This window comes from Xanthomonas hortorum pv. cynarae, from assembly GCF_002939985.1.
Taxonomy (GTDB): domain Bacteria; phylum Pseudomonadota; class Gammaproteobacteria; order Xanthomonadales; family Xanthomonadaceae; genus Xanthomonas; species Xanthomonas hortorum_D.
On the sequence record NZ_MDFM01000044.1, the window covers coordinates 21,236 to 33,454 of the forward strand.

The window sequence follows — 12,219 nt, forward strand, 5'->3', positions numbered from 1 at the left end:
CGCAAGCGCCCTTCGCATCGTGCTTGCTATGTCACAAATCTCGCGCCGTCAGCGCGGCAGCCCACAGGACTTCCGAGTTTCAGGCGTTGAGAGAGATGTGCAGCTTCAGGCGGCCTCGGCCTGTACCTGGCGCGGGCCTTCCTTGAGCGCACGGGCGATCAATCCGACCAATAGATCGAGCTCGTCTTCGTCCATGGCGAAGTGCGGCGTGAAGCGCAACGAATTCTCGCCGCCATGGATCACGTTGACGCCGCGGTGGCGCAGCCATTCCTCGGTGGACCCGGCGCCATAACACTTGAACTGCGGTGCCAGCTCGCAGGAAAACAGCAAGCCGGTGCCCTGCACCTTGGTGATCAAGCCGCCCAACTCGGACTGCAAGGCTTCCAGCTTGGCGATCGCCTGCGCACCGCGGCTACGGATGTTGGCGCGCACCTGCGGAGTGAACAACGCCAGCGTGGCGCAGGCCACATCGAGCGCACGCGGATTGGTGGTCATGGTGTTGCCATAGGTGCCCTTGCGATACACCTGCGCGGCGTGTTCGGTCACGGCCAGCACCGAGAGCGGGTATTGCGCGGCGTTGAGCGCCTTGGAATAGGTCTCCAGATCCGGCGGGTCGAGCTGCTCGAAGCCGGGGTAATCCACCACCGACAGCACGCCGTGCGCACGCAGGCCGGCCTGGATCGAATCCACCAGCAGCAGGCTGCCGTGCAGGCGGGTCAGCTCGCGCGCAGCGGCATAGAACGCGGCCGGTAATGCGCGGCCCGGGTCGCCTTCGCCCATCACCGGCTCGAGGAACACCGCCTCGATAAACCAGTGATTGCGCGCGGCCTCCTCGAAGGCGCGCTGCAGCGCCGCCACGTCGTACGGCGCGATCGCGATCACCGAGTCTTCGTCGCGGTAACTGGCCAGGTACTTGGTGTAGGTCTTGCGGCTGGAATCGGAATACAGGCCGGGGCGGTCGGTGCGGCCATGGAAGCTGCCCTTGACCACCACGCGCTTGATGGTGGCACCGGCGTGGCGCGCGCCCGGGTCGGTGTGCAGCTTGGCGTTGGTGTCGACGATGCGTGCGGCCAGGCCGACCGCTTCGGAACCGGAGTTGAGACACATGAAGCGCGCAAACGGACAGCCGCCACGGGTATGCCCGATCTCCGCGCGCAGGGCGCGGTCGAGCCGGCGCTGCGCCAGGCTGGGCGTCATCACGTTGGCCATCACCTGCGGGCGTGCCATGGCCTCGAGTACCGGCGCGGGCGTGTGGCCGAAGCCGAGCATGCCGTAGCCGCCGGCGTCGTACAGCACCGCACCCTTGAGCGTGATCACCCACGGGCCGCGCGCGGCCAGCGCTACGTACGGGGTCACCGCATCGTCGGCATAGAAATTGATGAAGCCGTCCTGCACCGCGCCGATCTGCGCGTCTTCGTCCAGGTCCAGCAGGTCGGCGGCCTCGGCGCGCACCAGCGCGTATTCGGCGGCGGCCGCATTGATGGCCTGGGCGAGATCGTCGTGGGTGCTGGCCAGGCGCACGATGCTGGCATCGTCCAGACCATCGGTCAGGCGGCGGCCGGCATGGGCCCGCAGCGGGGCGAGTGGGGCGAGGACGGACATGGCGCATCTCCTACAAGGTGGCGTTCCCTTTCTATTATCGGCAGAAGATCGGCGTTTGGCAGCGTGAATCCGGGCAGGAAGTCAGGTATTTTCGTCGAATCGACGAACCATTTGGGCAAAAGTGAAAATCACTCCCTCCGACGAACGCCTGCTGTCGCTGTTGCGCGAGGACGCGCGCGCCTCCACCGCGCAGATCGCGCGCCGGCTCGGGCTGTCGCGCACCACCGTGCAAAGCCGCATCGAAAAACTCGAACGCGACGGCGTGATCAGCGGCTATACCGTGCGCACCCACGACGCCTACGAGCAGGGCCGCATCCGCGCGCACATCCTGATCACCGTGCTGCCCAAGAAGATGCCGGCCGTGGTCAAGGCGCTGCGCGACATCCCCGAGGTACGCCTGCTGCACTCGGTCAGCGGCGCCTACGACCTGATCGCCCTGGGCGTGGTCGGCGGCGTCAACGAAATGGACGTGCTTACCGACGCCATCGGCGCGATCGATGGCGTGGAGCGCACGACGACGTCGATCATTTTGTCGACGAAGTTTGAGCGGTGAGGGGCTGGGAATCGGGAGTGGGGAATCGGGAGTGGGGAATCGGGAATCGTAAGAGCCATGATTCGCGAGCTAGCAAGCCCCTCTCCCCCGGGAGAGGGGTTGGGGTGAGGGTACGGGGCGAAGCCTCTGCAATATTTGAGCGCATTATGCTTCGCCCGTACCCTCATCCGGCGCTGCGCGCCACCTTCTCCCGATGGGAGAAGGATCTGCTACCTCCGCGATCTCCGCAGGTCTTGTTTCCCTGGAGGAAAAGGCTGCCAAACCTGCCTCAGCATGTCCCGCTAAACTAGCGCCCCCAAACCGCTGTACCGCCACGCCTTGAAGAAGTCCGATTTCCATTACGACCTACCCGACGAGCTGATCGCCCAGGCGCCGCTGGCCGAGCGTGCTGCCAGCCGCTTGCTGGTGGTGCCGCCGTCGCCGCAGGCGCTGGTCGACCGCCAGGTGCGCGATCTGCCCGAGCTGCTGCAGCCGGGCGATCTGCTGATCTTCAACGACACCCGGGTGATCCCGGCGCGCTTGTTCGGGCAGAAGGCCAGTGGCGGGCGGGTGGAGATCCTGATCGAGCGCCTGCTCGGCGAGCGCGAGGCGCGCGTGCAGATCGGCGCCAGCAAGTCGCCCAAGGCCGGCAGCCTGATCGCGCTCGATGCCGGTGGGCAGGCCGAAGTGCTGGGCCGCGATGGCGAGTTCTATCTGCTGCGTTTCGATATCCCCGCACCTTTGGAGCAGTGGTTGCCGGAGGCCGGACAGCTGCCGCTACCGCCGTACATCCGCCGCGAGCCGGGTGTGGAAGACCGCGAGCGCTACCAGACGGTGTTCGCGCGTGAAGTCGGCGCGGTCGCCGCGCCCACCGCCGGCCTGCATTTCGACGAGGCGCTGCTGGCGCAGTTACGCGAGCGCGGGGTGGAGTTCGGCCATGTCACCTTGCATGTCGGCGCCGGTACCTTCCAACCGGTGCGCGTGGATGCGCTGGACAAGCACGTGATGCACACCGAGTGGCTCAACGTCGGTGCCGCGCTGGTCGAGCAGGTGCGGCGCACGCGCGCACGCGGCGGCCGCGTCATTGCGGTGGGAACCACGGTGGTGCGCTCGCTGGAAAGCGCCTGGCGTAAAACCGATGCCGCACCCGATGGCGAACTGCTGCCATTCGCCGGCGAAACCCAGATCTTCATCCTGCCCGGCTACCGCATCCGCAGCGTCGATGCGATGGTCACCAACTTTCATCTGCCCGAAAGCACACTGCTGATGATGGTCTCGGCCTTCGCCGGCCGCGAACGCATCTTCGCCGCCTATCAACACGCCATCGCGCAGCGCTATCGCTTCTTTTCGTACGGCGATGCGATGTTGCTGTGGGGCAGGGAATGGGGAATCGGGAATGGGGAATCGTAAGGCAGTACCCGCCACGCGTTCCGACATTCGCCAACCGCTTCTCCGATTCTCCACTCCCGATTCCCCATTCCCGGCCTTTCAATGTCCCGACTTCAATTCCAGCTCCAAGCCACCGACGGCCATGCCCGCCGCGGCCGCCTGACCTTTCCGCGCGGCACCGTCGAGACGCCGGCGTTCATGCCGGTGGGGACGTATGGCTCGGTCAAGGGCATCCTGCCCGAGCAGATCCGCGCGCTGGGTGCGGAGATCATCCTGGGCAACACCTTCCATCTGTATCTGCGCCCGGGTCTGGATGTGATCGGCGATCACGGCGGGCTGCACGGGTTTGCGCGTTGGGACGGGCCGATCCTTACCGATTCGGGCGGATTCCAGGTGTTTTCGCTGGCGCATCGTCGCAAGATCACCGAGCAAGGTGTGACGTTTTCTTCGCCCACCGATGGCGCCCGCGTATTCCTGGGCCCGGAAGAGAGCATGCAGATCCAGAAGGTGCTCGATTCGGACATCGTGATGATCTTCGACGAGTGCACGCCGTACCCGGCCACCGAGGAGGTGGCACGGCGCTCGATGGAGCTGAGCCTGCGCTGGGCGCAGCGCTCGCGCGACGCGCATGACGGGCTGGGCAACGATGCAGCGCTGTTCGGCATCGTGCAGGGCGGGGTGCATCCGGACCTGCGCAGCCGCTCGCTGGACGGGCTGCAAGCCATCGGCTTCGACGGCTATGCCATCGGCGGGCTGGCGGTGGGCGAGCCCGAGCATGAGCGCAATGCGATGCTCGAACACCTGCATCCGCGCCTGCCGGCCGAGCGCCCGCGCTACCTGATGGGCGTCGGCCGGCCGGAGGATCTGGTCGAAGGCGTGGCGCGTGGCGTGGACATGTTCGACTGCGTGATGCCTACCCGCAACGCGCGCAACGGCCACTATTTCACCTCGTTCGGTACCGTGCGCATCCGCAACGCCAAGTACGAGCGCGACCTGGACACCATCGAGCCGGGCTGCGGGTGTCACGCCTGCAGCAGCGGCTACACGCGCTCCTACCTGCGCCATCTGGACCGCTGCAACGAGATGCTGGCGCCGATGCTGGGTACCCTGCACAACCTCTGGTACTACGAGAAGTTGATGGCCGACCTGCGCGCGGCGATCGCCTCGGGAACCTTTGTGGAGTTCCGGCGGTCCTTCTATGCGGCACGCGGCGCCATCACGCCGCCGTTGCCGGGGGAAACCAGCTGAAACCGTCCGTCCGCGCCCTTGCGCGGACGGTTGGGAACCCGCATGGCATAATTCCCGGCTGTTCCGCTTCGGCGGTACCTGAATAGCGAGCGGGCCGCTTGGCGCGCTGGCACCAAACTAGGATGCATTGAATGAATCTGCTCGATTTCCTGATCCCCGTCGCCCAGGCGCAGGCCACCGGTGGCGCGCCGGCCGCCGGCCCGATGGGAAGCCTGTCCACCTTCGCGTTGCCGATCATCCTGATCGCGGTCATGTATTTTTTGATGATCCGCCCGCAGATGAAGCGCCAGAAAGAACACAAGTCGCTGCTGGAGAAGCTCTCACGCGGCGATGAAGTGATCACCTCCGGCGGCGTTGCCGGCGTGATCAGCGACATCGGCGACAACTTCATCACCGTGGAAGTGGCCGACAACGTGCGTATCCGCGTGCAGAAGAGTGCCGTGGGTCATGTGCTGCCCAAGGGCACGCTGAAGTCGGCCAGCTAAGAGCGGCTCCAAAACTACTGCGCGCACCGTCAGGCGGGCGCAGTCGGCGCCGGGAACCGGAGGGTCGCAATACTCCCGTCCCGGCAACGCCCGCATCCACCTGACGACCGCTCGCGACCTTGTGTTGGCCGCTTGAAGTCGTTCTCACTGCTAGGCGCGTCGCCGGGATGGTGTCGCGCGGGACTGTCGCAATGCTCGAATTTCCTCGCTGGAAGTATTTCCTGATCCTGCTGGTGCTGGCGGTCAGCGCGCTGTACGCGTTGCCCAACATCTACCAGAAAGACCCGTCCGTGCAGATCACCGCCAGCCGCGGTGCCCAACTCGACGACGCATTGCGTAGCCGCATCGACGCCGACCTCAAGAGCGCCGGCATCACCCCCAAGGCCGTCACCAAGGAAGGCGAGAGCCTGATGGTGCGTCTGCCCAACCTGCAGGCACAGACCCGCGCCAACGATGTGCTGCGCCAGCAACTGGGCGAGAACTACACGGTGGCGCTGAACCTGGCCTCGACCGTGCCGGACTGGCTGGCCAAGCTGGGCGGCCGGCCGATGGTGCTGGGTCTGGACCTGGTCGGCGGCGTGCATTTCGCCATGCAGGTGGATCAGAAGGCCGCGCTGGAAAAGCGCCTGGACGGCTTTGCCGAAGACATCCGCACCACCTTGCGCGATGGCCGTATCGCTTATCGCTCGGTCGAGCGTCGTGGCGACAACAGCATCCAGGTCAGCCTGAGCGAGGGCGCCAGCGCCGATGCCGCGCGTACCGCGCTGGCCAAGGCGCAGCCGACGCTGACCTATGACGTCAGTGGCCAGAACATCGCAGTGAAGGTCCCCGAGGCCGAACTCAAGCAGATCGCCAGCGGCGCGATCGAACAGAACCTCACCACCTTGCGCAATCGTGTCAACGCGCTGGGCGTGTCCGAACCGACCATCCAGCGCCAGGGCGAAGACCGCATCGTGGTCGAATTGCCGGGCTTGCAGGACACCGCCGAGGCCAAGCGCCTGATCGGTGCCACCGCCTCGCTGGAATTCCGTGCGGTGGTCGAAGGCAATGCCGAAGATGCCGTGCGCAGCGGCACCATTCCGCCGGAAGCCAAGGTCTACCGTCTGCGCGACAGCAATGCACCGGTGTTGCTCAACAAGCGCGCGCTGGTGACTGGTGATCAGATGGTCAGTGCCAGCGTCAGCAACGACCAGAACGGCATGCCGGCGGTGGCGGTGACGCTCAACAACGTCGCCGGCCAGCGCATGCTCGACTACACCAGCGCCAATGTCGGCAAGCTGATGTCGGTGGTCTACATCGAGCGCATTCCCACCGTGACCATGGTCGACGGCAAGGAAGTGCGCAGCGTGCGGGTCAAGGAAGAAGCGCTGTCGCCGACCCGCATCGCCGGCGTGTTCGGCAAGAATTTCCAGACCACCGGTCTGGAAAAGACCGAAGCCGAGAACCTGGCCAAACTGCTGAAATCCGGCTCACTGGCCGCGCAGATGGATTTCGTCGAGGAATACGTGATTGGCCCGAGCCTGGGTGCGGAGAACGTGGAGCGCGGCGTCACTGCGGTGGTGTTCTCGTTCGTGTTCACCCTGGTGTTCTTCACCATTTACTACCGCATGTTCGGCGCGATCACCTCGGTGGCGCTGCTATTCAACCTGCTGATCGTGATTGCGGTGATGTCGCTGTTCGGCGCCACCATGACGTTGCCGGGCTTTGCTGGTCTGGCCTTGTCGGTCGGTCTGTCGGTGGACGCCAACGTGCTGATCAACGAGCGTATCCGAGAAGAGTTACGTCTCGGCGTGCCGCCCAAGTCGGCGATCGTTGCCGGCTACGAGAAGGCCGGCGGCACCATCCTCGACGCCAACCTGACCGGGTTGATCGTCGGCGTGGCGCTGTATGCGTTCGGTACCGGCCCGCTGAAGGGTTTCGCGCTGACCATGATCATCGGTATTTTCGCCTCGATGTTCACTGCGATCACCGTATCGCGCGCGCTGGCGGTGCTGATCTATGGCAGCCGCAAGAAGCTGAAGTCTGTCGCTATTTAATGCGAGTCCCTCGCAAGAGCCCGCACATCCATGTGCGGACTTTTTAGGAAGATCTTTCAATGAAAATTTTTCCGCTTCATCTGATCCCTAACGACACCAAGATCGATTTCATGCGCCTGCGCAAGCCGGTGCTGATCTTGATGCTGGTGCTGGCGATCGCCTCGATCGGCATCATCGTCGGCAAGGGCTTCAACTACGCACTGGAATTCACCGGCGGCACGCTGGTGCAGACCTCGTTCCAGAAGACGGTGGACGTGGACCAGGTGCGCGAGCAGCTGGCCAAGGCCGGTTTCGAGAACGCCCAGGTGCAGAACGCGCGCGGCGGCAACGAGGTGATGATTCGCCTGCAGGCGCGCGAGCAGCACAACAACCGCGACGATGCCGCAACCACTGTCGCCGAAGAAGTGCGCAAGGCCGTCAGCACCGAGCAAAATCCTGCCACCGTGCAGCCGGGCGAATTCGTCGGCCCGCAGGTCGGCAAGGATCTGGCCTTGAACGGCGTGTACGCCACGGTGTTCATGCTGGTGGGCTTTCTGATCTACATCGCGTTCCGCTTCGAGTGGAAGTTCGCCGTGGTCGCCAGCCTGACCGCCTTGTTCGACCTGTTGGTCACGGTGGCCTTCGTGTCGCTGACCGGCCGCGAGTTCGATCTGACCGTGCTGGCGGGCTTGTTGTCGGTGATGGGTTTTGCGATCAACGACATCATCGTGGTGTTCGACCGCGTGCGCGAAAACTTCCGCGCGCTGCGCGTGGAGCCGCTGGAAGTGCTGAACCGCTCGATCAACCAGACGTTGTCGCGCACGGTAATCACCGCGGTGATGTTCTTCCTGTCGGCGCTGGCCCTGTACATCTACGGCGGCGAGTCGATGGAAGGCCTGGCCGAGACGCACATGATCGGCGCGGTGATCGTGGTGATCTCCTCGATCATCGTCGCAGTGCCGATGCTGAGCATCGGGCCGTTCGCCGTGACCAAGCAGGATCTGCTGCCCAAGGCCAAGGATGTGGAGGCGCTGGCGCGTCGTCCTTGATCGGTTGGCAAAAGGTGTGACGAAAAAACCGCGCAGTGCGCGGTTTTTTCGTTTCTGGTTGGACGTCGTGACTGCATGGTGTGCACTGTGACGCCACTACTCAAGATCTTGAACACGAGTGATTTCTTCGGATACGTGATGCCGATCGATACGCAGTACGTTGCGGTAGAGAGCCGCTGGCCAGGATGAAGCGCCGTATCCAACTGAGATGCGCCTGCTCGGTGAGCAGGCTGTAGTGCCGAGCGCGCAAGCGGTCGTACACTTGATCGAGCAATCACGTCGGCGGACGTGCTATTACGCCATTGTTTTAGGGGGTGTATTTCATACGCCTGTGTCCTTGCTGGATAAAACTAGAAACCGCGCAAAGGTAGAGTCCGCTTGCTGTCGCGTAATCCCTTGATAGCGGCTAGGATTTCCCCATTCACAAAGCGCCAGCGATCGAAGATACTCCGTGCAATACCGCATTTCGGCGGTCCAATAGTAGTTAGGTGCCATGGGAAGATTTACTTCACTCTTAGCGACAGTAGCTGCCATTCTTCTGCCGGTTGCGGTGGCCTATGTACTTCGCCCAGTACCCGGACAGTACAACCATGCGATTAGGTGGGTACTCTTCGTCGGCATCAGCTTGATGCTCTCTGCAATTATTTCTGGGTTCGCCATCTACGCTGGCTATGGGAGATATCGCTCAATTCCTATGCCACGTCCACTGCACCGTCAGCTCGAGCAAGGATTTCTTATCCTCCCACCATTACTTTTCATTGGATTAGTTGGCTGGCGGATGCTGTCGGCTGGCACCTAACAATTCATTCAAGCCGAACCCGCATCAGGGCGGCGCCTAAGTGCATGCCTTCGGCTATATTCGCACCCAGTCGCCGCCCTGCTGCGGGTCGGCTTAATTCAGGCGTTAGGCCTCACATCAAATGACTTGCCAACTAGACATTTGCGGAAATGCCAACACCATTATCACGGTCGCTGCCGCTGCATTCGGCTGGTGGCTGGTGCATCGCCTTAATTCGGCACGGGACAGAGTCAATTCCGAGCGCACGATGCGCACAACCGAGCTCTCCAAGGTTCACTCGACACTTGTAAGGGCCGGCATTGATGGATCCTTGAACTACAAAGACAGCAATGGCAATACGGTGTGGACCAATAAAGAGCTTGAGGACGCAATAGGTCAAATTTATCTGTATGGGACTGCTGAGCAAATTGCTCTCGCACAGAAATACGTTGATTCATGGAGTGGCACACAAGGCGCTGACGGAACCGAGCTTGTTGACTCCTTGCGCAACCATATCCGAGACTCGCTTGGACTTGACCAGGTGAATGGGCCACTCAAATATCTACGGGTTACGGTAGGCGGCAAGGGTAAGGCCTAACAATTCATTCAAGCCGACGTTGCTCCGCAACGCCGCTTAACTCAGGCGTTAGGCACCACTATGCCCATTCCAGCCACGCGTGAGAACCTTACTGAAGCTCTTGCGCGTGCTGATGATTCGTCGCGGGCCGATCGCGTAGATCGGATCGAGTGGCTGGCTCAGCACTACTTTCATCCTGGCGCGGTCATGGGTGATCTAACGATCCTCCAAATGCTGGAAGAAGCGCGGCTCTGTTTTGTCTCCGGCCACTTTGTTGGTGCATTGCTCCTCGCCACTTCTTTCGTAGAGCACACACTTAGCGAAGAGCTAGAAAGCTTGGCTCCTGCGCAGGAGCGACATACATTTGAGCTAATGATTAAGGCCGGGCGCCAACACCTTTCGTTGCCAAATGATTTGTTTGACCGCACCGACAGGCTTCGGCAGCTGCGCAATCCGTTCACGCACCGCAAAGCGGCTAACCACCCTGATGCATTCGGCACCAGATTCTTGGCCAAAAAAGTCCATCCAGCTACGATACTGGAGTCGGATGCCAAGCTGGCTATGGAGGTCATGTATGAGTGGTTTCGGCGCACCCTGCGTAGTGCCTAACAGTTCATTCAAGCCGAACCCGCTTCGCGGTTCGGCTTAATTCAGGCTTTAGGCCCGAAAAAGCAGAATGCCGTGAGCGGATGTTTGTCCACTCACAGCATCGTTCGCGTTACTCTTCGGCCACGATCGTGATGCCACGCTTAGTCACTTGAACTCGTGCTTTCTGACCCACCTTAAACCCTGCCGCTTGCAACCAATCGCCGCTCAAGCGTAAAAATGGAACTTGTCGTGGCTGGGTGCGATGCTCTATGTCTTTGTGCTGGCTTTCGTAATACTGATAGCCAATTGTCAAAAAGCGCGGCTTCGGCGCTGTGCGGTGTTGCTTAGCCATGATGGCATCCTTCGAGATTGTCCAATTTTCGCCTCCTGTTCAGAGAGGCGGCCGGGCGCTTGAACACCGCTCGAAGACGGCCCGCAGATTTTCCCTTTCGGGTGTTGTATAGCTGCGCGCCACCCGGCCATAAAAAACAATGGTCACAAAAAAACCGCATGGCTTTCGGGCGCGGTTGCCGCTTCGAGAAGGTGTGTTCAGCACCAGCTGAGAACTTAGCCGGATGCGGGCTAGCGGTCAACTCACAGGCACGGGCCTAACAATTCGTTCAAGCCGCCCCCGCACCGTGGCGGTGCCAGGGTGCTATACGCTACGCTAGCATGCAGTCGCCGCCCCGCTGCGGGGCGGCTTAACTCAAGCGTTAGGGAAGCTCTGAACAACGCACCACAGATACGCGACACTACCCGCCTCATGTTGAGGAGTGATCCATGCAACTGACGTTCGGTGACGCTGAGGGCCTGGGCAAGCGCAAGCAGACCCGCAGGGAGATTTTCCTGGCCGAGATGGAGCAGGTGGTTCCGTGGCAGCAACTGCTCGGGCTGATCGCGCCGCACGATCCGGTGTTGGGACGCCCTGGTCGACAGCCATACGCACTAGCGACGATGTTGCGGATTCATCTGCTGCAGCAGTGATATGCGTTGAGCGATCCGGCGATGGAAGAAGCGCTGCACGAGATCCCGATCTTGCGGAGGTTTGCCCAGCTCGGTGGCTTGGACGACATTCCCGACGAAACCACGATTCTCAACTTTCGGCGCCTGCTGGAGACCCATGGCCTTGCCGCGCGGATGCTGGAAGCGGTCAACGCGCATCTGGCGCGCAAGGGCCAGAGCCTGCGGTCGGGCACGATCGTCGATGCGACGCTGATCGCTGCGCCCAGTTCGACCAAGAATGCCGATCACGCGCGCGACCCTGAGATGCATCAGACCAGGAAGGGCAATCAGTGGTATTTCGGGATGAAGGCGCACATCGGCGTGGATGAGTTTTCCGGGTTGGTGCACCACGTCCATTGCACAGCGGCTAATGTCGCCGACGTCACGGTGACGCACGCATTACTGCGTGGCAAAGAAGACAGCGTGTTCGGCGACAGCGGCTACACCGGTGCGGACAAACGCGAAGAACTGCAGACCTGCCAGGCTGCATTTTTCATTGCCGCCAGGCGTTCGACGCTGCAAGCCATCGGCAACAAACGCGAGCGTGCTCGGGAACAGCGTTGGGAACACTTTAAGGCCAGCGTGCGCGCGAAGGTGGAGCATCCATTCCGGGTGATCAAGCGCCAATTCGGTTACACCAAGGTCCGCTATCGCGGCCTGGCCAAGAACACCGCACACGTGCTGACCTTGTTTGCGCTCTCCAATCTGTGGATGAAGCGAAAGCAGTGACTGCCTGCCATGGGGAGCGTGCGCCTGTAACCCGGGCAATTCCCAAGGAACGCGCCAGAAATGGCGAAAATCCGAAGATTCAAACGCGACTCTCAGGACCGACGCGACATCCCGCACTCTCAGGCCTCGTTGTTCAGACCTTCCCTAGAGCGTGTTATGAACTTTGCCCTTGTCACGATAACGTATACGGATGAAGCCTCGTAAGCCATATCCAACCGATATCTC

At 62.0% G+C, this 12,219-nt stretch carries 10 protein-coding genes and 1 pseudogene; 9 read left to right on the forward strand and 2 right to left on the reverse strand.

Translation table 11 applies throughout. The features are described from left to right. Nucleotides 1–105: 105 nt before the first annotated feature. A complete protein-coding gene (locus XcyCFBP4188_RS20580; protein WP_104592768.1) occupies nt 106–1,602 on the reverse strand; it encodes an aminotransferase class III-fold pyridoxal phosphate-dependent enzyme in 1,497 nt (498 codons plus the stop codon). Nucleotides 1,603–1,723: 121 nt separating this feature from the next. Between XcyCFBP4188_RS20580 and XcyCFBP4188_RS20585 the strand changes: the two genes are divergently transcribed. From XcyCFBP4188_RS20585 to XcyCFBP4188_RS20625, 8 genes are all read left to right on the forward strand, one after another. Continuing rightward, a complete protein-coding gene (locus XcyCFBP4188_RS20585; protein ID WP_006448917.1) occupies nt 1,724–2,155 on the forward strand; it encodes an Lrp/AsnC family transcriptional regulator in 432 nt (143 codons plus the stop codon). Between the two features lie 318 nt (nt 2,156–2,473). After that, on the forward strand, nt 2,474–3,544 hold the full coding sequence (gene queA, locus XcyCFBP4188_RS20590) for a tRNA preQ1(34) S-adenosylmethionine ribosyltransferase-isomerase QueA (protein ID WP_104592769.1): 1,071 nt from the start codon (nt 2,474–2,476) through the stop codon (nt 3,542–3,544). A gap of 81 nt (nt 3,545–3,625) precedes the next feature. Next, on the forward strand, nt 3,626–4,771 hold the full coding sequence (gene tgt / locus XcyCFBP4188_RS20595) for a tRNA guanosine(34) transglycosylase Tgt (RefSeq protein WP_104592770.1): 1,146 nt from the start codon (nt 3,626–3,628) through the stop codon (nt 4,769–4,771). A gap of 131 nt (nt 4,772–4,902) precedes the next feature. Further along, nucleotides 4,903–5,256, forward strand: coding sequence for a preprotein translocase subunit YajC (gene yajC / locus XcyCFBP4188_RS20600; protein ID WP_006448914.1), 354 nt, complete (start codon nt 4,903–4,905; stop codon nt 5,254–5,256). Nucleotides 5,257–5,447: 191 nt separating this feature from the next. Then, complete coding sequence (gene secD, locus XcyCFBP4188_RS20605) at nt 5,448–7,292, forward strand: protein translocase subunit SecD (protein ID WP_167393581.1); 1,845 nt, start codon at nt 5,448–5,450, stop codon at nt 7,290–7,292. Nucleotides 7,293–7,351: 59 nt separating this feature from the next. Further along, nucleotides 7,352–8,320: a protein translocase subunit SecF gene (gene secF / locus XcyCFBP4188_RS20610; RefSeq protein ID WP_006448912.1), complete on the forward strand. Its 969-nt coding sequence runs from the start codon at nt 7,352–7,354 to the stop codon at nt 8,318–8,320. Between the two features lie 920 nt (nt 8,321–9,240). Continuing rightward, entirely contained in the window at nt 9,241–9,696 is a 456-nt protein-coding gene (locus XcyCFBP4188_RS23290; RefSeq protein ID WP_074057271.1) for a hypothetical protein, read from the forward strand. Nucleotides 9,697–9,756: 60 nt separating this feature from the next. Then, nucleotides 9,757–10,284, forward strand: a complete 528-nt coding sequence (locus XcyCFBP4188_RS20625; RefSeq protein ID WP_181018823.1) for a hypothetical protein — start codon at nt 9,757–9,759, stop codon at nt 10,282–10,284. Nucleotides 10,285–10,393: 109 nt separating this feature from the next. On the opposite strand, the gene XcyCFBP4188_RS20630 is transcribed toward XcyCFBP4188_RS20625, so the two are convergent. Beyond that, nucleotides 10,394–10,615 carry a SymE family type I addiction module toxin gene (locus XcyCFBP4188_RS20630; protein WP_074057272.1) on the reverse strand — a complete coding sequence of 74 codons (222 nt, stop codon included), beginning with the start codon at nt 10,613–10,615 and terminating at the stop codon, nt 10,394–10,396. Between the two features lie 428 nt (nt 10,616–11,043). Here XcyCFBP4188_RS20630 and XcyCFBP4188_RS20635 point away from each other — a divergent pair. Beyond that, nucleotides 11,044–11,994 (forward strand): annotated as a pseudogene (locus XcyCFBP4188_RS20635) (IS5 family transposase). Nucleotides 11,995–12,219 lie beyond the last annotated feature (225 nt).